Here is a 24,482-nt window from a genome sequence, read left to right on the forward strand (position 1 = left end):
GAAGCCGAGCCGTCCGAGCCTTACTGGGACGGCAGCTACGAACGGGCTTTCTGAGGTGCGCCCGTCAGATCCTGGACCTCGCAGCCCAGGGCTTCGCAGATGGAGAGGACCTTGGTCAGCGTTGGATTCCGCTCGCCGCGTTCCAAGCCGCCGATGTAATTCCTGTGGCAGCCAGCCCTTTCGGCAAGAGCTTCCTGTGTCAGTTCGCGGTCGAGGCGAAGTCGTCGCAGGTTGACCCCAAAGCGCCTGAGTATGGCCGTTCGCACTGAGGGTAGGTAATTGCATACAATCCAAGGTGTCTACACACTATGAGTGTGATTTGGGGCAAAGGTGGTGTTTTCAGAACCTACATCCAGGGATCGCGGGGGATTCGAGACACAGCGACCGATAGTGATTCTTTTCTTGGTCGGTCTTGCCCTGCTTGCGGCGGGCTGCGGCGGCGAGAATGAGGTGTCAGCCTGCGTAAGAATGTTGGAAGAGAAGTACCCGGATCTGAACCGGGTCGGTTCAGGAATGCACTGCGCCGTGAACGAGGAACCCGATGGAGAGCTAGAGGTCGTCTGGTTTCGGGGGCCAGGAGTTGAGATCGAGAGCATCTGCACTGGTATGCGCAAGGTGGACGGCGAGTGGAAGGCTCGGTCCGTACGGAACTACTCACACTGGTAAGGCCAAAGAGAGAGACCGGGTTCCCAGTCAATGCTCCTGTCGGGTTGGGAGTCAACGAGAGGGAAAGGTGAGGTCGAGCCTCCCGTTCGAGCCCGGGCTGGAAAGCTATCTGAAAGAAGCTGCGAGGAATGAAGACCCGTTGGTGCAGCTTGCACGCGACGAACGGGCCAGCGACGCGGCGAGGATCACGCTGAGGCTCAGGTCGAGGAAATGGTTGGGATCCGGCACCGATCACCGGTGAGGAGCCGCTTTGATGCAGCCGGCGAGTCCATAGCCCGTCAGGCGTAGAAGACCGGTGCGATTCCAAATGTGGGAGGGACTCCAGTGGCCTGCACACGTTTGATGGCGCGCTCGCGGTAGAAACGTACTCCGAGTTGATCCAAGAAGGCGAAGTAGGAATCGGCTTTGACGTAGTTGGTGCCGTCTGCCGAGGGGAGCCACCCTTTGACGAGGGCTTCGTACGCTAGGAGCCACTGGGACTCGTAAAGTGCACGCCGCGTCATGTGGCGCTGCCAAAGCGTCTTGTCTACTGAAGTTGCGCAGTAGCCCGCCCGCTCGGCATGCAGGCACAGGAGTGCAACTACGGGGTCCTCCATCTTTTCCAGGACTGAGATCGTGGCGTCTAGAAGTTGCATTTCCAGGACCATAATGCCCCAGACGGCCCAAGCCACTTCGTTGTGGTGGCCGAGTGGGGCATGTAGTTGGATGCTCCGGTTCAGTGCGGCCTCCAGCGCCCGCTTATTGACAACGAGTCCGCTCCGAACCTGCTCGATTAGGAGGCCTAATGCCGCTGCGATCGTGCCCGGTTCAACAGTCATGCACTGAAGGAGAAGGTCTTGGTACAGGCCCCAATCGTAGGGATGCACGTCGATTCCTTGAATCCTGCCCATCAAATACCGAAGAACCGGCTGTCCCGGAGCACTCCCAGAGAACTCAAACGCGCGGTCGAATAGGCGGACAAGGTTGTTTGCCTGTCCTGGCTTGCCCGATTGCAGCGGTAACGAGCGGAGATCTGAAACCCAGCGATACTCGTGGGGGACTGGCAGCGCCTGGACGTCGGTCTTTCTTGGGTTCAACTCCAGTTCGAAGTGCGACAGAACCTCCTGGAGCACGCCAACCACATGCTCTGCTTCATCGTGAGAATCCACTGCCAGCTCGTAGTCGTCGATGTACCGGACAACGCGCACAGTCGGCACGCGTGCCTTCAACGCCACGTCTACCTGAGACAAGACTAGCTCGGCGAGGACAAGCGAAGTGTCGGGCCCTATCGAGATTCCCACAGTCTGCTGATCGCGACAGTTGCGTAGCGCCCTGTCGAGCCGATTCCCCGGCAGGGTGTAGCGTCGGTTTCTCTTAGCCAGGCCCTTGCCGTGGAGTGCCCATGGAACAGAATGTGTGTAGATCGAGTGGTAGAAGCGCGAGATGTCAGTGCTTACTAGTACCCTTGCCCTGCCGCGAATCTGGGCACGTCTCGGAACGAGGTCTCCCTGGTTTGCAACAGCGGGCAGGAAGGCACGAGCACCAGAGCGATGAAAGACGGGTCGGCTCGACGAGTAGCTGCTCTGCCGAATCGCCGAGTAGAGGTCTCTCCATTGTTCGGCCACTTCCGCAGATAGCCCAGCGTAGGCAATGGGATTGACTACGTCGAGTTGGCGCCGAAGCAGCCCGCTTCGTGCGAGGCTGTGACGGAGCGCGATGGAACGCTTTCGGCCGTCACCAAACCCGTCGGGACGCGCACGCCAGTTCTTTGCCACCCGTGATCCGAAGGACACGGTTGTGAAAGTGGGGGGGAGTTCGCGAGGGAAGTAGCCGTAACCTAATAGTCGGCGAAGGGTAGTTCTGGCCATGCTGAGCGTTCGTGGGTAGTGACTTCGTCACATCCTACCGGTTCTTCTGTTCTTCGCTGACATCATCTACGTCTGCATGGTCGTCGATGCACAGGTGAGGAAGCTGATGGACGAGATGAGCAAGCACGGCCGAATCGGGATAGCGGCGCTGCGCGTAGTGTCCGAAAACTCGGCCGGGGGAGGCATGCGGCCAGGAAGTGGTGCACGAATGGTCGGCGACGAGTTGCGACCGACCTCGAGTCGCTTGATCCAGTAGCCAGCGTCGGCGAGAGAGGGTCGGCCGTCTCAGCCTGCGAGGGGGACTCAACCGCGCCCTTGGAGTGGCTATGCGGCGCGGTAGTAGTAGCGGAGAAGCCCACCGAGGCGCTGGCGGCTCTGGATGTCGCCGGCGGTTGGGAGAGCGCGACGCTCGATCAGCTGGTTGTCGAGCCCTTGGTGGTTCCGCTCGCGATGGTAGTGCGCCAGGTACTCGGCCAGAACCCGGCGCAGCGAGGATTCGCCGAAGAGGATCATCCGATCGAGGCACTCTTCTCGGAGTGAGCGGATGAAGCGCTCGGCGTAGGCGTTGCAGTTGGGTGCCTGGTACGGCGTGCGGACGAGTTGGACTCCAGCAGCCTCCAGGATGGCCGTGAAGTGTCGGCTGAACTTGGCGTCTCGGTCGCAGATCAAGAAACGTCGGTCGAGCAGGAATCCGTCAACTGCATCGGTGAGATTCCGAGCCACCTGGGCCATGAAGGAGTCATCGGGAGTGGGGGTGGCTCCCGCGAGGTGGACGCGTCGGCTCTCGAGGTCGATCAGGAACAGGACGTAATAGGTCATCAGCCCACGAGGAGTCCAGACCTCGGTGGTGAAGAAGTCGGCTCCGACGATCGAGCCCGAATGGGCGGCGAGGAAGGTCCTCCAGCTCGTGGGGCGGTTGGGGGCCGGCTCGATGCCGTTGTCCTTCAGGACCTTGGCGATCGTGCTCCTGGCGACGCGATGACCGAGGTTCTTGAGTGCCCCCTGGATCCGGCCGTAGCCCCAGCTCGGGTTCTGTTCGGCCATCTGCACTGCCAGCCGCGCGATCTCCTTGAGGACACCCGGTCGGCCGCAGCGCTTGGCTTCGAAGGTCCATTTGCGAGCGATCAGACGCCGATGCCACCCCAGGATCGTGTCGGGAGTGACGATCGTCGCTACCTTCCTCAGGACGTCTCGTCCGAGACGCATACCCTTCGCGGCAAGCCGCCTGCGCTGCTCGTCTGTCAGTCGAAGACGTCGGCCTCCCAGCTGCTCCTTCAGGACCCGGTTCTCCTCGACCAGGTACTCGATCACCTGCTGCTGATGCCGGTTGACCCAGCCCGCGAACGTCAGGAGCAACCACTGAAGCGGATAGGCGTCTGAGCTCATCGGCCGATTCTAGGGGAGGGGAAAGCACGCCTCTGTCTCGCGGCGAATGGGCCGCGGCCGAGTTTTCGGACACTACGCCCGCAGCACGAGGAGTAGGCGATTTCCATCCGCACTGTACCCGCACCAACCCAGCCCACACCAGCCCTACAAAGGTAGGATTCTGGGTGAACAGGTGGGTGCGTTTTCAGTGGTTTGAGTGGACTGGTGTGGGTTGGTCTTGCCCAGGAGTGCCGGCTTGAAGTCACCTATGGCATCCCAAGGGCTCGGCGGACGTAAGGCGTCAACGCAAAGGCGTCGTCGAGGGTCTCGCCCTCAAGCACCCAATGCTCAATCAGGTCGGAGTGCAGAGTCCGACGGTTATTCAGGAGTTCTACGATGTCTTCCCAGAGCTCCTCCGGCAGCTCCTCGTTGTCCAGAAGGTCGTTAGCGACATCCATGATGAGCTGCATCAAGACTACTCTTTCCGCATCATTCTGCCTGGTCGAGTAGGTCGAAACATATCGAGATAATGACACTGTCGTCCTGAACGCCTGAGGCAACTCGTACGCCCAATCCTGGGAATACTCGTCGCATTCGGGAAGGCCTAACTCCTCACAGATACACTTGATCGCTATGGCTGTGGCACCCTTCTTCATAGGCCTAGCCTCATCGCTAGTTGGCGAATGCCGAGTGGAACGGAAACGCCGTCTTAACCGCACCGCTGGGTTTCACGACCACCCGCGCCATATCTGGCACTAGTCTGGTTCCGTCGCCTAGAAAACTGCTTCCGGCGATCCCCTTCGGAAGGGGAACATCATGAACGCCCGGACCCCTCTTTGCCACGCCAGCGATGAAATCAGCCGCCTTCTTGTCGTCGGCCCATTTCCCGACCTGCGTGCCAAGATCTCTTGCGCGATCGATGAGTCGCCTTGGACTCAATTTGCTGGAATGTTCGAGAAAAGTATGGCCGTAGGTTACTTTGCTCGTCGGGTCTCCCCACCTTAGCGCGGCTCTCACCTTTGCCAGTCTCCGAGCGCGGCGAGCCGCTCTAGCTGCTTTTACGGCTTTTTCAACTTTTCCTATCTTGCCACCTGGCGGCATACCGCACACAAACTGCTGACCACCTGCTTCACAGGTGTCGTCCAAGAACGCCTTGACAACTTCGACCACAGTGTCGATCCACACCTGATCGGGCGGGTCAGGCTTGCGTGCAGCGGCCGGGTTTCCAGATGCACCCTCTGCGCCACCACCACCCGGATCACACAACGGCCCACGACCCGGAGCACACAGCTCCCAAGGCTCTATGGTCGACGGGTCGCGCGCAGGTCTTGTTCCTCCCCCCGGCATCTCCGGCGCCTTCAACAGCCCCTCGAACGTCGGCGGCTTCTCAAACTCACCGAATCTCACCCCCGTCGCTGGCTCGAACCACGCCTTCTCGATGCCAAGCACTCCAAAAGTGATCATTGGCCCCGGCGCCCCTGGGGGGACGCCCGACGATGCGCCCGTCGTGCTCGGGCCGAGAGCCGGCATCGACGCAAGCCCACCCGGCGTACTCAGGAACTTCCCGACCGCCAAAGACACGGTGAAGATTCCGAGCCCCTCCATGAACTCATCCGCCCAATCCGGAAGGGGGCAGGTGGCACGCCCGCTGCAGCCGCTCTTAGGACCGCCTATCGGGTGGAGATCATCCGAGAGCCCACGCCAATCCACCACCTGCACCGGATCGCTGCTGAACGTCCGGTAGCGGTTCATCGACAGCGGCGCATCCACGCTTCCCGAGAGCGGGTCGGCTGTGGTGAACGCCGCCGCTGTAGCATCGTACGTCCGCGCGCCCACCCAGTATTCCTCCGACGACGGCAGCCGGAAGTAGCCCTTGTAGGTAAACGGCAGCTGGCTCGGGCCCGGCGACCCGCGGCCGAACGGCGAGGTCAGGTGCGTCTCCGCCAACGCACCGTCTCCGGTCACCACCTGCTCGGCGGTGGTCAGCTTCCAGGTCGGAACCAGCTGCTCACCGCCGCCGTAGCTCAACAGCGGACGCCCCCAGCCCAGCTGTGGCGCCATCCGGCGGGTACCGCCGCCGTCGGTGAGGGCGACTACCCACTGGCCCAGGTGGCTCAGCGTCGCGTTGCCTACGCTGTGGAACGCGAGCCGGTCCAGCGCGTCGTAGAGTGACTCCCGTGTGCCGCTCGGGGACGACTCGTAGAGCAGGCGCCCGAAGCCGTCGTGCTCCCAGCTCCGATCCGGCGCGCCGCCGCCGACCGCCGATGCGAGCTGGCCGCGGGCGTCGTAGGAGTAGGTACGCGTGCCGGCAGTCGTCAACGTTTCCAGCTGATTCGACCAGTTGACCGTCCGTGATTCGAGCACCGCGAAAGTGTCGTAGTCCTGCACCTCGGTAAGGTTGCCCCAACCGTCGTAAACGTACCGATGACGCTCACCGGTGGCGTCAGAGGTGTATGACTCGAGACGCTCGCCCACGTAATCGTAGGTGGTCTGCTCCAGCACGGTCGCCGTTCCCGATGGACCTCGCGCGACGCCCGACGGCTGACCGTCGACGTCGTACCCGAAGGTGAACCGCGAGTTGGGATTCTCCACCCACTTCAACAGACCGGAGGCTTCGTACTCGCGATCAAGCACTACCGTCGACCCCACCTGCACCGTGTCCGGCTCACCGTACGAGGTGTAGCCGAGGCTCACCGAAGGATAAGACGCGTCCGGCGGGAGCGCGATCGGGACGTAGGTGGCGTAGTCATCGTCCCGATCCGCGAACCGAAGGGTGTGCGTCAGCCCGGTGGCGGGGCCTCGGTCGTAGTGGACGTTGTTGATGCGGGCCACCTGTCCGTTTTGGTAGTAGGCGACGTCGTTGGCCGCAGCCGCGTCACCGTTGACCACCTCGGCCCGGACTCGGCCGTAGGGATCTCGAAGAATGGCGACGGTCTCGTTTATGGTGCGTACTCCGCTCGGCAGGGTGACTGAGCCCGACTCGGCCACCTGAGACAACAGGCCACCGTAGTCGTATGAATAGGTCTTTGTCAGCTCCCCCCGAGCGGTTTCGGTTTCGAGCCACCGGTTGGGCGTGTAGAGCAGCTCGTCGACCGTCAGGTCGGGGTAGGTCACCTTCCAGAGCGTGCCGTCCGGGTGGTAGTCGTAGGTGGTGTCCCTCTGGGCCGTGGTCACCTTGGAGATCCGGCCATCGGGGTGGTGGGCGATGATCTCCCCACGGGTCTGTTCGTTGGTCGGGGCTCCCGCAACCCAGTCGCCGACCAAGGTCCGCTCGATCTGCCCCAGGGCGTTATAGAGGTACCGGAGCGACTCGTCCCGGTCGTTTACCACTACCTCGGTCCGGCCCGCAGCGTCGTAAAAATACGTCCGCGCGATCTCCCCGCTTGGGGGCCCGGTGTACCGTGGGCGCCCCGCAGCGTCGCTATGGTGGGTGAACGCGCCGATACCGAAGCGGGTCTCGGTGACCACGCCGGTAACGTCGTCGTAGTGGAAGGTGTGTAGGCGCTCGTCTGCCTCACCTGGGTGCCACCTCTCCTCGAGGAGCCGCCCTTCCGGATCCCAGCGCAACCGCCGGCTGCCGGAGGCGCTCTCGGTGACCGTCGTGGGCCACGGTAGGGCGCTCTCGTAGAGGTAGGTCTCGCCCAAGTCCAGCGCGTCGAGCTCGGCGCTCACCTGGCCACTCGCGTCGTACTGCATCTGCGATTGCAGCAGCCGATCGCCGTCGGTGCCGAACAACACCTGCTCCAACAGACCCCGTGGATTGTAGACGTACTCTGTGACGTAGGCGGGGCCGCCCGCCTCACCGAAGGACGACGTGAGCAAACGGCCGTGGGAGTCGTAATCGTACGTGGTGCGGTAGTCGTCCTGATCGATCACCTCCACCGGCTGATACCGCCGGTCGAGGGTCACTGTGATCGTGTCGAGCAGCGGGTCGGTGGCCACCACAGTCCGCTCGTAGGCGCCGGTGTAAGCGAACGCCCAACTTCCGGCGCCGGCGATGGAGCGGGCGGTGATGCGACCGATGGCGTCGTAGCCGTAGGTGTCGATGGCGCCGAGCGGGTTGTGGCTCTCCCTGAGGTTGCCGGCTCGGTCGTACACGTAGCGCCACTCTTCGAGCGGCGCTTCCCGGGGGCCGCTCGACTCACTTGTGACCCGACCCAGCTGATCGTAGCCCCAGTTGGCACGCACACCGGTCTCGTCCTCCCGGGCGATGAGGGCTCCGGACGGGCTGTGGGTGTAGGTTAATCCGCCGCCGAACCCATCTCGGTCTCGGGAGGCGAGCTTGCCCAGCACGTTGTATTGGTAGGTGTAGGTCGCGCCGCCTTCGTAGGTACGGGTCTCGATCCGGTCGAGGTCGTCGTAGGCAAACCTCTCAAGCACCGCGCGGGCGCCTCCCGCCTCGGCGACGCCCTCCACCCGCTCGATGCGTCCGAGGGGATCGGGTGTGTAGTACCGACGCGACACCTCTCCCCGAGGCTCGACCGACTCATAGAGAAGTCCGCGCCAGTCGTACAGCCAATCGAACGCGTTATCCTCTTGGTCCACGTACCGGCGCACCTGGCCGGAGACATCGTAGATCCAGCTGCGCTCATGCAGGGTAGTCTCGTCGACCTCGAGGGTCCGCTCGCCGAAGAAGTTGTACTCATTGCGCACCGCGTGTTGCTCCCCGTCTACCCGACGGGTCACCAACCCCCGGTGGTCGTATTCGTTCTGGGTACACGCGCCGAGCCAGCAGCTGGACGTGACCCGACCCAGCTCGTCTGCGCTCAGGTCGATGATCTGGCTTAGCGGGTTGGTGATGGAGTCTGGACGCCCGAGGTCGTCATAGGTGTATTTCCAAACTTCCCCGCGTGGATCGGTGCGGGTTTCGATGCGGCCGGAGTCGGTGTAGGTCCAGCGCTCGTGCGAGCAGTTGGCGCCGGCGGTTTCGTCGAAGGGGCAGCTCAACAGCTCGGCGGCGGTGACGGTGACCCCCGGCGCGCGGGCCGCGACCACGCGGTCGGTCCGGCGGTCGAGACTGTCGTAGGCTAACGCGGTATAGACGTCCCACTCCTGATAGCCGAGCGCGGGATCGACAGAGTGGGCGGCGGCCGGCACCTTGCTCAAGACCAACCGGCCTCGGCTGTCGTACTCCTGGGTCCAGACCCGCTCAACACCGTCGAGCATCAGGGCGATGGCGACACGTCTTCCGAGGGCGTCATGATAGTGGAACACGGTGCCGCCTGGGTTGGTGATCGTGACTTCGGTGGTTGGAGGCCCAGGGGCTCGCGGGCGCGCCGTCAACACGTCGTCGTAGGTGCGGGTCTCCGTGTACCCGGTGACGGTGCCGTTGCCGCGGGTTATCGACGCCACCCGACCCAAGCCGTCGAGCACCACCTCCCGGCGCTGTATCTCGCCAGCTGGTGATACCAGGTCTTGCCACACCGGCCGGTCACGCCCGTCGTAGCCGTAGCGGGTCACCCTCGTTTTGATGATCCCCGGCTCGGGATCCCGCCGGCTGTCGACCCGTTCGTAGAGGCGGCCGTGCTCGTCCGAGCGCAGCTCCATCACCGCGATGGGTGGCGGTGGATCTACGACTGGCCGGTAGTGGACGAAGGTGCTGGTGTCGGTGTATGTGAACGTCTCCTCGTATTGGGCGTCGGTGCGGCGCACCAAGCGACCGACGCTGTCATAGTCGTAGCTCCATGGCGCGCCGCTGGCGTCGACCCGGCTGAGGAGTCGGCCAAAGGAGTCGTGCTGGAACGACTCGATGGTCGACGTGACGCCCTTGGAACGGATCACGCTTTCCAGATAGAGCTCCTTCACCACGCGCCCTCCGCCATGGTCGAAGGGGGCATAGCGGAAAGTGGCGGTGATCCCCTCTGGATCGCGAGACTCGATGGGCGCTCCGAACTCGTTGTAAAGGGTGCAGATCTCGAGGCGCCTACTGTCCTCGAGGTACTCCCGGTAGATGGCCACCGGGTTGAGCGAGCCGGCTGGATCGGAGCTCGAGAGCGAGCCGCAGCTGCTATGGCCACCGCCGTCGAAATAGTGCAGGTCGGTCGACGGGACGTCCCCAAAGCGCTGAGTGAGAAGCCACGGGTAGGTCCCGTGGTAGCGCAGATCGATCGCCTTGCGGAGCCCTTTGGCATCGTGGATCTCGTAGCGGGCTGGCGTGCTGAACATGCCCGCGAAACCCGACTCTGCGCCATAGATGAACTTCTCCACCCGGCTTGTATCGCAACCCTGCACGAGACAGCCCCGCTTCTCGTCGAGCCTCCCGAAGCTGTAGTCGTACTCGACCCGCCAGGTTTGAGAACCATCAGCAACCTCGTGCACGGTTTCGAGCATGGCGCCATCAATCAGCTCGTAGACCCGCCGATCGACGATGCCGTCGACGGTGCGCTCGTAGATCACCGGATCGGTCGCCACCCCCCCTCGGCCGGCCCAATTGTTAGTGAAGGTCTGGACATCGATGCTGGCAACGCCGGCTGCGACAGACCGCTCCAGACGGGCAACCTCCGGGCCACGGGCGAGCTTGAACAGGCCACGGTTGGTGCAGGGGTCGTCTTCCTGAGCCGGGATGTCCTCACAAGGTTGCTCGTACTCCCAGTACTTGCCCTCCGAGCCGTCGGTCGGTAGGTCGTAGACCGCGACGCCCAAGAACTCCCCGGCCGCGAACTCGAGTGAGTGATCGTCGTAGATGAAGTCGGCGTACCCCGAGTGTGCCGTGCCCCCGATCGTGGCGGTGGTGGGGGTGGTGACACCGCTGAGGTAGACCCCGTGAAGCGCGGTCTCGGTGCGCGCGGTCAGATCCACTCCGCAGTAGCGCTGCCCACTGTCGTCGAGGGTGGGCTCGCACACGAAGACGGTGCGTGCTTCGTAGTCAAAAGATAACAACGCGCTGGCGTCTGGCGTCCCGGAGACTTGTGTATCGGCGCCTTCGACCTCCACGGTTTGCAGAGTCCACCAGCCGTCTCCGGCGACCGATGGGATGAGTTCGCCGCCGACCCGCACTGGCTCCAGCCGATAGGTGAAACGGACGGTCTTCTCTGAGGAACTGATACTCCTAACGAGCGGAGGATCCGGCAGGACGGCGTAGCCGGGATAGGATTCCGCGAGTTCGGCCGGGGCGCCTTCTCGTGCCTGGAAATCGGCCCGGGCGTCGGTGAAAAAGGGCTCCTCCCAATAGGTGAAGCTGTAGGTGTTGCCGGCGGCATCGACGATGGTGTCCAGCTTGGCGTTTTGGAGGGCGTCCAGGTTGTCGATGTGGGTAGTCGCCCACGAGATTTCGATGCTGTTGTTGTGGGTGGGATCGGTGATCACCCGCAACAGGCCGACCTCGTCGAAGTAGTAGATCCGCTCCAGCACCGAGAGGCGGTAGACCAGCTCAGGCCTCCGTGTGCCTTGGACGACCGGGACGCCGGTGGCCAACATGAATGTGTCCTGGCCGAAGTCAGTCAGTAGGCAATCACGGGTGACGCCGCCCACAGGATCAGTGTGGTCGCAAGTTGCGCCGTCGGGTTCGGGTGGGGCAACCGCGGGATCCGCCGCCCACAGGATCGCCTCCTCAGCGGGAAACACCGCCGCTTGAGGGTTTCGATACTCGGCCGCGCGCTGGCCGTCGAAGTGGACAAAGCCGGGGCGCTCCGTCGCCGGATCGGGGAATTCAAGGTACGGGAGATTGAGGCTCCAGCCCGCCCCCAGTCCGAACCGGATTGGATCCTTCCGGGCGCTCTTGAGACGGGCCGCCTCGGCACGCAAGAAGGGGCGCACGCTGGTGCTGAATGAATTGACGCGAGCGGACGCCTTTTCCCGGGCTTCGGCGATGATGTCGAGCACCCACTGGGCGTATGCGATCGGCGCGTAGTGGGGCAAGTCCAGCGCTCCCATCTTCAGGTGGGGCGCTTCGCCGTTCCAGATGGGGCCAACGCTTCGGGGCCGATATTGGAGGATTGGCGTCACCCACGGATCGCTCGGCATGCGGTTCATGCAGTCCCTGTCGGGCGGCCAGGGCCCAAAAGAAATCACTGGCGTAGCCTTCGCCATCTCCTCGCCGTTGTGCCCGAAGTAGTCGATGGGACATTTTCCAGAGTTGTAGTTGTCATTTGCGAGAGGGTTCACAAAGTACGACGCAGCGTACGTCTCGAGGAAGCCCGGCGACGTCGGGTTCACCTGCCAGTTGCCGTAGGCGTTGCCAGCACCGATGAAACACGCGGCGATCGCCGCAGCGCGATCAGCGGCGCACGCCGCTGCCGCGATCGCCCCCGCCACCGGGTTGGCGGCCCCGATCCCACTCGACACCACGTTGCACACCATCCCCTCACTCGTGGCGCAGTGGAGCTTGTGCATGGCGTGGATTAACTCGCCGAGCAACGTGACGCCGTCAGTACCGTCGAGATTCTCCAACAAAATCCGGTCCACGTTCGGGTAGGTGCCAGCCAGGTGTTCATAAACCGGCTGTAGGAAGATCGCCTGCCGCGCCTCGAGGCGTCGCACCCGCTCGGCGTCGCTCGAGTACTGTCGCACCAGCTCAAAGTGGAGCCCGCCGCGCCCCCGTGAGGCGAAGTCAACGGTGCGCACCGCAGCTTGCTGCCCCCCTGACACACCCACGTAGTGGTTCGCGTAGTGGAAGTCCAGCGGCAACCCCGGCGCGAGCGGGCCGCTCCCTACCTCCGGAACCGAGTCGGCGCCCCCCCAGGCGTGGTTGAGCATCCGAGCCTGCATGACCTCCGGCGCCAGCCGGGGCGCACGGAGCTCCGGGGGCTCGTCCGGATAGGGTCTGGCGTCTGAAGCATAGCCGGGGGCGACGAGGCGGACCGGTGCCTGCGTGAGTCCCACCTGAAACCCTTCGCAGTCCATCCCTTGATTGCCCATGCTGTCGGCCACCCGCGCGCAGACCACGTGACCCCCTTCGGTGAGACCCAGGAGTCCAGTCGCTTCTCCGGTCTCGATCCTGAAGAAACCCGTGACGTCGGCGAAGTCGGCAGTCACGAGCAGACTCTCGCCGTCTATGCCATCCGGATCTGCAAACACGACGCGCACCTTTACCGGGCTCAAGATCGCCGGATCGCCCGGATCCGGGGCGACGATGTCGACCAAGGGCGAGGAGAGCGGTATGTCCAGCTCCGGACAGCTCACCCAGCGTTGGCCGTCGTTGTCGTCGCAGTCAGGACCGAATACCGAGACATAGGTCTCGCACCCCGCCCAGTAGCCATCGCCGTCGCCGTCCTGGCACGTCTCGCAGCTTCTCCACGTGTTGGGGTTGAAGTCGTCACAATCGGCGAGGTACGGGTCGGAGGAACAGGGCGGGTAGGGATGACCGTCGCGGTCGTTGTCCTGCACCTCGGAGCAGTGGCTGCAAACGTCGCCGTCGTCTATGAGGCCATCGCAATCGTTGTCAACTCCGTCGCCGCAGATCTCCAGCAGAGAGTTAGCGCGGCGCGGGTCGCGGTCGTCGCAGTCGCTGCAGGCTACGCACCCGTCTTCGTCGATCTCGCCGTCGTGATCGAGATCTCGCCAGTGCTCGTCAACCGTGCCGTCACCGTCGTCGTCGATGTCATTCCTGCAGAACTCAACTGAGCCTTGGGACTCGCTATAACACTCGTAGATTCGCGGAACACCGCACGCGTCGACATACAACCCCGACCCGTCGCCGTCTCTGTCCTCGAACTCCCCTTCGTCGATCCTGCCGTCGCAGTCGTTGTCCCAGCCGTCACACGCTTCGCCTGGATTGCCTGGGTAGCAGGACGCGCCGCAGGCCAGAGGGTTGTCGTCGCAGTCGGGGTTGGCGTCGGGTGGATCGGCGCAGATATATACTTCGGATCCATCGCCGTCGGTATCCTTGGCGACCTCGTCGATCAGGCCGTTGCAGTCATTGTCGATTCCGTCGCAGGCCCGCGCGTCCATCCCGGATTCCGGGATGTCATCCTCCACTTCGGGATAGTCTGCCGGGTGGTAGCACCCGAGGCGAAAGGGGTGTACGGTGGCGTCGGCGTCGTTGCAGTCATGATTGCAGGGCAATAGGGGCATTCCGTTTGGGTGGAGGTGTGCACCCGTTGCGCAGGTGACGACATAAGTGAGATCGTCATCGTTGTCGGCGAGAAAACCCTCATCGGAGAAGCCGTCGCAGTCGTTGTCGGCGTCGTCGCACGCCTCCGGCGCGCCAGGGTAGACGTCAGCGCGGCTGTCGTCGCAGTCAGACTGGTAAGGGCCGGCGCAATAGGCTGCAGGCCAGTTGTCGCCGTCGAGGTCGCAACAGTAATCGTCGTCGCTCGGATCGCAGTTCTGATCGATACCGTCCGAGCAGACCTCGTTAGCGTCTGGGTGTATGGACGCGGCTTCATCATTGCAGTCAGTCCCGCCGCAGCACTGGGATTGAGCGCCGTCGCCGTCGGCGTCGCAGATACAGGGCTCCTCCTCGTCGATGAGGCCGTCGCCGTCGTTGTCTTTGCAGTCGCACTCTTCGGGGGCGCCCGGGTACACGCTGGCATCGGCATCGTCGGCGTCCACGTTCATGCCGGAGCCCTCGGTGTCGGTCGAGGTCAAGCCAAAACAGTCGAGGCTGACCGCGCCGTCGCCGTCCGTATCGTCTGAGGAGTCGAAAAGACCCGGTGCACAGTCGCAGGCGTCGGCCACACCGTCGCCGTCGGTGTCGACCGGACTCGGCGCGGGGGCGCCGACCAGATCTTCCCGACAGGTATCGGCTAGATCGACGATGTCGTCTCCATCTCCGTCGGGCAGGTCGATGTCACAGCCGGACGGGTACAGCACCGGCAGTCCGTTCTGGAAAAGGCCGCCGACCCGCGCCAGCTGCGCCACGGGGATCCCAAAAGCATATGGATCGCGGGCTCCGCCCGGGCCGGGGTGGAAGTAGTCGGCCGGATCGGTCGAGCGGACCTCGGCACACGTGAGGCCCCAGTGGTTGCCGTACTCCAATGTAGGCGAGTCCTTACTCGCGTCGAAAAGAGTCGCGGCCTGCGGAGCGTTGATGTAGGCGCCGTGGACGAAGTCGTTGAGATACACGGAGCTTCCCGGTCCAGCCGAAACCTCGCAGCCCCAGAAGGTGTTTGCCTCCAAGGTAATCGGTTTGCCTTCGGCGAACACACAGGTGCTCCGGGGAACTTTCTCGCTCCAGTCGAACGGGATGATGGTGTTGCGACGGACAACTGTGGGTCCGGCGGGCAGCCCAATCACCACGGGCGACGGAAACGTGCCGCTGCTCGTACCTGGATTTGTCCGGAAACTATTGTCTTCTACGGTGAGCGCCGTATGGTCGCCAGCGACGAACAGAGCGCCCTGCGCGAACAGTACGTTGTGCCTCACGACCAGGTGTGCGTCTACGAGGCCGACGACATCGATGATCGCATGGTCCCAGCCCGTCTTCTCTGCCCAAGCGATGGTCTCCTCCAAGATGAGGGTGCCCGTGAAGCTCCCAGTGATCAGAGCGTCGGCAAACTCCCGATCGCCGTGGTCCGGATGTCCGAACCAGCTGTCGGTGATCGTCACGCTCCCCGCACCATCCAGCTGAACGGCCGTCAGCCCGCTACGGAAGCCGCAGTTGCGTATGGTCACACCGTCGCCGATCACCCGGATAATCGGCTCGAGCCCACCCTCGTAGCCTCCCTCGGGATAGTCGCGAATCTCGTAGCAGTCGTGGTTCTGACCGTCGCCCAAGGTCACGAGCTGGGCCGCGGCTGGGGCCACGGCCACGATAGCGAGGAGGAGGATGAGGTTGAGACGATACGGCCGGACAGCCATCTCGAGCCTCCTCACCGCACGCCGAGGTAGTAGGTGCTGCTGACCCGTCGTCCGCTTACCGGCGCCGGGAATCGGAACGACCCGTCAGGCTGTGGTGTGATCACCTGCCGACTCGTCTCGTCGCGAACGACGAGTTGGGATCGCGGCGGCACGCCGCTCACCGCGAGGACAAGGCCAGGCACGGCCACAGAGCCGTCGAGCACGACGGAGAGCCGACTCGGAATTAACGAGAGGCGGCGCACCGAGACCGGCTGGGAAGCCACGATCTTGAGCGGACCTATGCTGTAGTGTGTGCCTGCTGCGCCCGAGAAGTCCTCCTGGTGTTTCGCACGTCTCACCGCGACCGCCACCGTCGCGTTCCCAGCAACCGTAGAGATGATGGCATCGACCGCGCCGGCGCACTCGCTCTCACGGGCCGGCAGTGGCATCCACTCACCATCGACGTGAGCGATCAACCCGAGCGCGTCCGGCAGCAGGAGGGGGCTTGTGGCCCGATCGAGTGCGACGAGGATCTCCGCGTCTCCCGCGGTGCCGCTTGTCAGCGCTGCGGCTCTTACTGTCACCGCTGGCGTCAACGCGCTGGGTGGAGGTTTGATGGTTGATTGTGCGAGCGTGGGCCCAGCACCCGCTTCTTGTGACTTGGTGCCAAAGGCCATGAAGGTGGCCCCACCTACCGCGAGCGTGGCCCTCGGAGTGGCGGACGGGCCTTGACCGACCAGTGGGTCGGGATCCAGGAGAGCATCGAGAAGCCACTTGGGGTAGCCATGAGACCGATCCGCAGTGAGTTCCGGGCCAGGGTAGTCTTCCAGCAACTCTGTAACGCACCCGACCAGGATGGCGTCGACATCCTCTTCTGGACCGAATGCGTCGAAACCGAGGGTCCAGCTCGTTTCCCCGGCAATGGATATCTCGGTCAGCTCCATCAAGCACCCAAGATCAAGGATTCTCTCCATCTCTACCGGAGTGGGGAGCCCCGACCTTCCTACTTCGTACTTCCGCTGGCGGCGCGCCTTGTGGACACTGTGCCGATGGCCCTTCAGATGTTGTTCGGTAGAAGCCTTGACCACGCCGCTAGCGTGGTCCTCCGAGAATTCCCAAGTGGCACGCTCCCATCGTTCTCCAACCCCGTGGATCTGCCCCGCCAAGAAGGGTTTCGCACTTACACGCCATTTGAGCTCCAAGCGTCCACCTCGGATCTTGAGACCAAGATCTTCTCGACCCTCAATCAGCAGATAATGATCTGTTCGCTCTCTGGGTTCCGGCAGGTTCCCCGGCAGACTCTCGTACCATTTCAGAACCGCTTGGTGTGGCGTGCCCGCGAAGAACCAACGCAGGTCAATGGAGACGGTAGTGTTCTCCGAGGCCCCCGCTGCGAGGCAAGGCACGCCGAGAGATAGGAGAATGGTTGTGGCTGTTTGTCGTCTATTCATCATTCTCTCGTCGGTCGTTTGTCCAAGGGGTGACACATAGGGAAGATCACTCGTTGCAGTGAGCCGCCGAAACTCTCGATCGTCACGTCGGCTGTAGTCGACGGCAGCCCGTTCGGCCCGTCGGTCGCAGGGCAGCTGCCCGGCTGTTCATGCCTCTCTTCTCGGTCAGGTACTCGACGTCCTCGGGCCTTACACGGCCCACCCTGGACTCGTCCTGCACGAGTTGCGCCGCCTCGCGAAACGCTGCGTCGTCGAGCGAGGCTGTTCGGACCTGCTCGTCCGGGAGAGAAAAGTCCATCTCCCGGCTCTCCTTGAGGGGGACGTCGTTCGCATCGAAGACGATGATGCGCAGGTCCGGGTCGTCGGGCGCGAGCAGGCGGTCAGGATCGTATCCGACCTCGTAGGCCCCTCCCGGGCCCGACTTGGTGACCGAGATGCGGCGGCAGAACCTGCTGGATTGCTCGACGAGCTGGACTCGGAGGTGCGCCGCCGGAGCTCCGGGCCTCGTACGGATCCTGCCGCGCAGAGAAGCGCTCCAGCGAGCGGCCGGCTTCAACGGGCTGGCCTCGTAGCAGGCGATTCGAAGTGCAGCGCCCGGAAGCCACGGGTCGAGCCGCGGCGTACGGCCCGATTTGTTCCTGCGCTTCCAACGAAACGAAAGAGGAATCGCCACGTGGTTCACCGCAAGATGCATGATGAAGCGGCCGATCTCATCGGTTTCGGCACTGCCAACCCTCACACGGAGTTCCTCGTCGGCGAACGCTTGAACTCGCACTCCGCTCAATCTTCCGACACGTGGCGGGAGGAGCACGACACCGCGAGTCGACTTATCGGCGCGCCGTCTCGACCTACTGGGGATCTTCGCGTCGTTCATCTTGCCCCCTTGCTTGGCGCTGAGTGGTTGAGCTCGCGAGAGCGAGTGGGCGAGCCACATAGGCGGTACTCGGGTGAAGGTCCTCGAGTGTCGTTCTGGTACCGAGGAACCGACATCCGCAGAAGATGCAGGAGGGCGCATCCAGTGATGGGCTCCAGGCGGCGGACGGTAGTGGCCCTGCTTTCGGCCGAGCCGGACCCAAGGGCCGCAACAGCACCGAACAGAAGCAGAACCAGGAGACCTAAGACTCGGCGCATCTGGATTCCCTTCCCGGGCAGCTGGCTGCCTCGGCGGACGGATCGTTCGGCGGCTCGCCAGCTCTCCGCAGGGTGACTCTTCGCGGTAAAAAAAAAGCCTAACAGGATCCTGGTGGAATCGCGCCACCTGGGCGGGTGGGAAGGATCCACTTGGTGAACGCGTCCCAGCGCACTTCGAGCTCGAAAGGTCCGCCACAGGTCTTCCACGCCACGAGCCGCTCGCACTGGGAATCGCCGCCGTCCCGACCTCGCGGAGGTCTGACCGGGCCGGCCTCGGCGGGGGCAGAGGGAGCGGTCCTACTGCGAGACAGGGGAAGCCTGACCCGGTCGTCCGGAGCGTGTGACGTGCGAAGGGGAAGAGATGAGCCAGAGTCCTTGACCCGTCTGAGAGATTCGGGCGCGTGGATAGACGTCCAGAACAAGACGCAGAGAGCGAAGGAACCTCTGGCGGAAGTCCGTGGGTCGGGCATATGCTGCTCCGAACTGGCCCCGGAGTGCCTCCCAGGGGATCAGACACGGTCTCTTGAGGTAACTCATTCGGTAGGTGAGCCAGACGTAGATGTCAAGCGCGAGAGGTGAGCGCTTTAGGAGGCGAAGGGCTCTGCGGTCAACAGGGACGGCGGACCTGGTGGCCTCTTCGAAGAACTCGTGGCCGAGAACGACCTTTGAGCGCCAGAGGGGCTGCTGTGCCGGATCTCGATGCGACCACCAGAGGTGGTGCTCGCCTGCGATGACGTAGCCGCGGCCGCTTGCTCGGCCATGGTCTCTGTCCGTGTAGGTCCAGCGGAGCGTGGTGGAGAAGAGCCGGTGAAGCTGATCTCTCAGCCGGGGGACAGTCCCGCGCTTGCCGGTGACCGGCGTCAGCCCCAGCCGATACATGAAGTCGCTGAAGGTCGGCCCGAGCCGAATCTCCGGACTCTTGGTCCGGACCGCCTCGGTCGTCAGCCAGGCGAGAACGAGCCGCGGGTAGGATCCGTACGGCAGTCCGACCGAAGGCGGCGCAGCCAGATGGAGCGAGTAGCGCCCGTTGACCCGCTCGAACTCGTGGCACTTCGGCCGGCTGTGGGGCAGGGTAGCCTGGACGAAGATCCGGGCCATGAACCCCAGCTCGCCGGCGGAGCGCGCGTCCTCCGCCTCGATTGCGAGCGCCTGCTCGAGGAACCGCGCTTTGGCCGATCTCCGGCCAGTCGCAGCCTCACATCCGGCCATCCCCGCCCCGTCGCCGGGGCTCACAGCACGAGGACGGTCCGATTTCCATCCGCACTATATCCGCACTGACCCCGCCCAAACCTGCCCAAAGGCTGTTGAGGACGATTCCGGTAAATGACTGTTTTTGTTGTACTTAAGCGGGCTGGTGTGGGCTGGCGTGGACCCTCCGGACTGACTTAAAATCCCCCGCCGAAAGGCTTCCGGGTTCGAGTCCCGGCTCCGGCACCAAACCCCGTTCGACGATGGCGGCTACGAGTCGTTGGAGATCAGAACAGCGAACCGCCAGCGCCCGTCCGCACCGCGCCGCAGCACGTGGACGTACTTGCGTGAGCTGCTGAAGCCGGGCATTTCAGGACTAATAGACAGTTGCTGTGTACCGACTTCGTACGCCAGATCTCCGACGCCATATACCTCCACCGGCGAAAGCTCGAGACTCGTCACGGTGACGGCCTCGAACATGGCTGCGTTGTGGGCTCGCAGCTCCACTCTTCCGGTGATCAACGGCGCGTTCGCGTGCAAGAGTCGTACGTCCTCAGTGCAGAGGTCGGCATAGGCAGCAGCGTCACCAGCGACGATCGCCTCGATGACTGCGTGCCGCAGACTCGCAATGGCGTCCAGGTCTGCGGCCGTTAGCTCCGCAGGCCGATCAGCTCCGCCATCACATCCGATCAGCACAACGACCGCGAGGATCCATCTAGCTGCGGTTCGTCGCATTCGAGTCCCGATTCAAGTTCGAGGCCGTGGCGTGTGTCACTTGAGTGAGCTAGCCGTATACGAAGGAGGACTCCAGCGTTCGACCGGCACCGGCGCGGAGGCCACAGCCCTGCTGCCCAGCACCGGTTGCACCGGAGCCTAGCATTGCGAAGCGGCCAGTCTGAGAAGCTGCATCGATTCTCTCTGCGAGCCTGGGGTTGATGAGGTCCGGGCGACAGCCGCCCTGGCGAGCGACTCGGGCGCTACAATCAGGCCGCGACTGGGCCTTCTTGTTTGTACCGTCGTCGTCGACAGAAAGTACAGTCCGCTTGGAATTGGGAGGCAATAGGCAGCGTCAGCGACCAGGCCGTCAGCGAGCGTGATGCTCGGCAATTCGACCATCGCTCAGATTCAAGAACCGAGCAGCGTTGTTGTAGAAGATGTCCTGCTTCTCTTCATCCGTGAGGAAGGTGGCCGACTCGATGGCCTCGACGGCATCGTCAATGACTTCAGGCCATTGCATCTGATCCGAGCCGAACATGAGACGCTTTCCGAGTCCAGCGTTGATGAGCCCCTTCAGGTACTGGTGGAAGGTCTCCCTCGGGTAGATCCAGGTGCCTGTGGAGAGGTCGCCGTACACTTTGGGATAGCGGTACATCAACGCAATGGTCTCACCCAGGAACGGGTATCCTGAGTTCTCCATGTAAAGGCGGAGTGTCGGGTGCCGCACGAGCACCTCTTCTAGTTGTTCAGGATGGCCATTCGAGATGCGAAAATGCTCGCTCGGCCCGGCGGTGCCTTGATGATGAACAAGCACCGGAAGGTCCAACTCCTCGGCGAGAGCGAAGAACGGCTCCAAACTCGGATCGGCGGGCAATACACCGCTGTAAGGCAGAGCTAGCTCCCCGAGTCCAGCGAGCCGTCCTGCCTCATACTCCACTCGGAGATCCTCGAGAGAAACCATGGCGGGGTCAGAGATGAAAGGCGAAGCTATGAAGCGGCCCGGTGCGGCATCAACCCAGCGATAGACGCGGTCCAGTGGCCACTGGCTCAGAAAACCGAGGACGATGTTGTGTCGGTCCATTGCTGCGAGCGTGAAACTCAGGACCTCTTCGTCGGATCTAGCCTGGGCCGGCGGACCCTGACAGGGCCGGGGATTACAGGGGCGAGAAAGAGGTTCACCAGCGGCATCCCGAAACACAGGATTCGCATGCATGTGCATATCGATGATCGGGCCGTCGTAGCGGGCGGTCTGTTGAGATACCGCTGAGTCGGCCAAGCCGCCCACGGCAGCCAGTACTGCGAAGACCACATATCTCGGTCGGTTCATCGATTCTCGCCTCCACCTCCTCACGGTTCTAGCTCACCCCCGACTTTGGCAGCAGCCTTGTAAGTCTCCAGGGGACTCCGAGCCTGTGAGACATCGGATACCCGCGTAGGGTGTTCTCGGTTTCCGCGTGAGGTCCCATGCGCCTGAAGCCTTCTGAGCTTGTCCGGTAGATTGGCCCCCCGCCCTCACCGGGCTTCTCGACGATCCGGTAGTGCGAGATGGTCTTGCCGATCATTTCAGGGACGTCCTGGGGGGTGACGGCCGATGTTACTACTGAGGTCAGGGAAGACCTGTGTGCGGAGAGTCAGCCCAGCTCAGGATGCTCACTGGCGTGGCACACTAGCGGCACACTCGCAGCCGAAAAGCTGCAGCAAGGCACAGTAGCGAGCAGCAAGACCGAGCGTTCTAAGTCTCTGATTGGCTGCTAGTTACGCGCTGCCAGGTGCTGCACGTTGCTGCGCCGGCGCCCTCTTAAAATCCCCCGCCTTCGGGCTTCCGGGTTCGAGTCCCGGCTCCGGCACTAAGGATAACTTCAATACAATCAGGTATATGCAAGGTTAGTGGGATTTTGTGTCTCCTGTCTGCCTTGTTAGGGGGTGCAAATATCCGCATCACTCCTTGCCCCCGCGCAATGTCCCGAGCGTTCGTTCTCGCCATCCCTCCAGTCCGGAGCGTACTCGAGACGATCCGTCCGGTAAGCGCGGCTTGTGACTATCCGGTTACCTCAGCAAGGCACAAGATGTAGTGTCTTGGCGAGGTGTCGTGATGGCCCGACCATCGTTTCCTCGCAGTTTGGCAGAGTTCCAGTCCCGCTTCGCAACTGAGGAAGCCTGCGCTGACTACTTGTTCCGGTCTCGATGGCCTGAAGGGTTCGCATGTCCGAAGTGTGGCAGCCCTGACGCGTACGGCGTCGAATCTCGAGGACTCCATCAGTGCCGGTCGTGCCGTTACCAGGTCTCGTTGACTGCGGGCACGGTTCTTCATCGGACTCGCCTCCCGCTGCAACAGTGGTTCTGGGCTGCCTATCTCGTGACGACTCACACGCCCGGATTCTCTGCGCTGCAGCTCCAGCGGCAGCTTGGCCTGAGCCGATACGAAACCGCTTGGACCATGCTGCACAAGCTACGTCGCGCCATGATCCGCCCAGAACGAGACCAGATCGGCGGAACTGTCGAGGTAGACGAGACCTATGTTGGCGGCAAAGACAGTGAGCGCACGGGTGGCCGGCAAGGGGATGGCACCAAGTCGATTGTTGTAGGTGCCGTTGAAGTCAAAGGACGTGGTTCCGGAAGGTTGAGATTGGCGGTGGTCAAGGACGTCTCTGCCGCTTCTCTGTCGGGCTTCGTCGAGCAGGTTGTACGGCCCGAGAGCGTTGTGCTGACCGATGCTTGGGAAGCGTACGCTTCCTTGCACAAGCGCGCGGCTTTGACCATCGACCGAAGACGCAGGGGTCGGGAACGAGCGCGGCGAAGCACCTCCCACGGATTCACCGAGCGTTCTCGAATCTCAAGAACTGGTTGACCGGGACTCATCACGGGGTTAGCGCCAAGCATCTTCCCTCGTACGTGAACGAGTTCGTCTTCCGGTTCAATCGTCGACGGACCCCGATGGCCGCTTTTCAGTCGCTCCTGGGGCTGACCGGACAGCACGACCCGACGACATACAAGATGTTGTACCGTGCTGAGCTAACCGGATAGTCACATGCGCGGCTTATCGGACGAACAATCGCCGGCCGTCGGCCGCGAGCCTTGCTAGACTGAGAGCACATTCCAGGAAAGGAGGGATGGATGCGTATCCACTCAACCCGAGCCTCTATCACCGTCGCCTGTCTGGTGGGGCTCCTGGGTGCCGGGGGAGCTCTTGCCGAGGAGTGCACGAAGCCGCCGCGGCAGCCGGCGACCGAGAAGCTGACTGCCATGGTGAACTCGGACACAAATCTCAAATACGACCTGTCGCAGTCGATCGCCATGGGCCAGGTCGTCAACGGCGATCCGATGACCAATCCGGTGGCGAGCCTCGAGGACTACTACGATTTCATCGATGCGCTGGTGACCTACAACCCGCAGAACATCAAGACCGGGCTGTTCAAGGGGCAGATTCGCGTCGGCATGGACGGAGCTAACTACTGCAACTGGAACATCCTCGACCTGCTTTCCTACAGCTACTTCCTGGTCGACCGGCAGCTGACCACCGATCCGCGCGGCCAGATCCAGTTCAAGAACGCCAGGTTCTCGGAGTGGATGCGGTCGATTGCGCAATCCTGGGGCGAGTACCTAGAGACGCCGCCATCGGCGAAGTACGTTCCGGACTTCAGAAACGACCCGTACTTTGGCGACTGGTACTGTCCGAAAGAGCCCTATCCGACGTTCCAGCTGTTCTTCATCCGCGAGCTGTGCAGGAAGCGGGACAAGTTTCCGAACGGCTCGCGTCCGGTGGAGGGCTACGACGATCCGCTGACCGTGGTGTCGATCGGAGACTCGACCTCCGCCGGCTGGTGGCCGATCAGCGACGACGGCAAGCTGGTGACGACCTATGACGGCGTCGCCCAGTCTGGGCGCTTGATCAAGGGCAAGCTCTACAGCGACGTCCACGAGTTCGTCGCCGGCGAGTCGGACGAGGCCGTGCTGGCCGAGTTCGGCTCGATCGACGCGAGCGTCTTCAACGGCGGTACCTGGACCCATCAGTTCCTGAACGTTAACAACTACCACCGGCTGCACGTGCCCGTGGCAGGAAAGCTCGTGTATATGAAGCACATCCAGGCCGGCGTGCGGATGAAGTCAGGCTGGAAGGCGCCCCTGGCGCCGGGTGAGGTGGGCTACTACGACCCGCGCGACACGGCCGACTGGCAGTTCGGGCAGACCCGGCTGGTGCTGGGGATCGAGACCCCGGCGCACGGCATCGTGATCGCAGCGCCGATGGGGAGGGCCCAGGTGTCGGGTAGCGACCTGCGCGACTGGGTGCAGGAGGGCGCGATGGCCAAGAAGGGCTGGGAGTTCGCCAACTGCGCCTTCGGTGGCTCCGATTTCGTGGTGATATTTGAGAAGAGAGCGCAGTTCACCCTGACGGTGCCTC

Annotated in this window: 11 protein-coding genes, 1 tRNA gene and 1 pseudogene; 3 read left to right on the forward strand and 10 right to left on the reverse strand. The window is 63.1% G+C overall.

Going from position 1 to position 24,482, the window contains the following annotated elements:
- Positions 1-35: 35 nt before the first annotated feature.
- The 8 genes from GY769_02610 to GY769_02645 form a co-directional block, all read right to left on the reverse strand.
- Positions 36-266, reverse strand: coding sequence for a helix-turn-helix transcriptional regulator (locus tag GY769_02610; GenBank protein ID MCP4200812.1), 231 nt, complete (start codon positions 264-266; stop codon positions 36-38).
- Between the two features lie 678 nt (positions 267-944).
- On the reverse strand, positions 945-2,420 hold the full coding sequence (locus tag GY769_02615; GenBank protein MCP4200813.1) for an RNA-directed DNA polymerase: 1,476 nt from the start codon (positions 2,418-2,420) through the stop codon (positions 945-947).
- A 417-nt stretch (positions 2,421-2,837) separates the two neighbouring features.
- Positions 2,838-3,899 carry a transposase family protein gene (locus GY769_02620; GenBank protein ID MCP4200814.1) on the reverse strand — a complete coding sequence of 354 codons (1,062 nt, stop codon included), beginning with the start codon at positions 3,897-3,899 and terminating at the stop codon, positions 2,838-2,840.
- Between the two features lie 245 nt (positions 3,900-4,144).
- Positions 4,145-4,348, reverse strand: a complete 204-nt coding sequence (locus GY769_02625) for a hypothetical protein (GenBank protein MCP4200815.1) — start codon at positions 4,346-4,348, stop codon at positions 4,145-4,147.
- A gap of 202 nt (positions 4,349-4,550) precedes the next feature.
- Positions 4,551-15,617, reverse strand: a complete 11,067-nt coding sequence (locus GY769_02630) for a hypothetical protein (GenBank protein MCP4200816.1) — start codon at positions 15,615-15,617, stop codon at positions 4,551-4,553.
- 11 nt (positions 15,618-15,628) lie between these two features.
- Positions 15,629-16,570, reverse strand: a complete 942-nt coding sequence (locus GY769_02635) for a hypothetical protein (protein MCP4200817.1) — start codon at positions 16,568-16,570, stop codon at positions 15,629-15,631.
- 559 nt (positions 16,571-17,129) lie between these two features.
- Positions 17,130-17,786: a hypothetical protein gene (locus GY769_02640; protein ID MCP4200818.1), complete on the reverse strand. Its 657-nt coding sequence runs from the start codon at positions 17,784-17,786 to the stop codon at positions 17,130-17,132.
- 689 nt (positions 17,787-18,475) lie between these two features.
- Positions 18,476-19,387, reverse strand: a complete 912-nt coding sequence (locus tag GY769_02645) for a pirin (protein MCP4200819.1) — start codon at positions 19,385-19,387, stop codon at positions 18,476-18,478.
- A 141-nt stretch (positions 19,388-19,528) separates the two neighbouring features.
- Between GY769_02645 and GY769_02650 the strand changes: the two genes are divergently transcribed.
- Positions 19,529-19,615, forward strand: a tRNA-Leu gene (locus GY769_02650).
- A 21-nt stretch (positions 19,616-19,636) separates the two neighbouring features.
- On the opposite strand, the gene GY769_02655 is transcribed toward GY769_02650, so the two are convergent.
- Both GY769_02655 and GY769_02660 read right to left on the reverse strand, forming a co-directional pair.
- Positions 19,637-20,101, reverse strand: a complete 465-nt coding sequence (locus GY769_02655; protein MCP4200820.1) for an SgcJ/EcaC family oxidoreductase — start codon at positions 20,099-20,101, stop codon at positions 19,637-19,639.
- A gap of 349 nt (positions 20,102-20,450) precedes the next feature.
- Complete coding sequence (locus GY769_02660; GenBank protein ID MCP4200821.1) at positions 20,451-21,410, reverse strand: amidohydrolase; 960 nt, start codon at positions 21,408-21,410, stop codon at positions 20,451-20,453.
- A gap of 765 nt (positions 21,411-22,175) precedes the next feature.
- Here GY769_02660 and GY769_02665 point away from each other — a divergent pair.
- Positions 22,176-23,107: pseudogene (locus GY769_02665) on the forward strand (IS1595 family transposase).
- Positions 23,108-23,197: 90 nt separating this feature from the next.
- On the forward strand, positions 23,198-24,482 hold a 1,285-nt coding region (locus GY769_02670; GenBank protein ID MCP4200822.1), incomplete at its 3' end, for a phosphatidylserine decarboxylase.

This window comes from bacterium (assembly GCA_024224155.1).
Lineage (GTDB): Bacteria > Acidobacteriota > Thermoanaerobaculia > Multivoradales > JAHEKO01 > CALZIK01.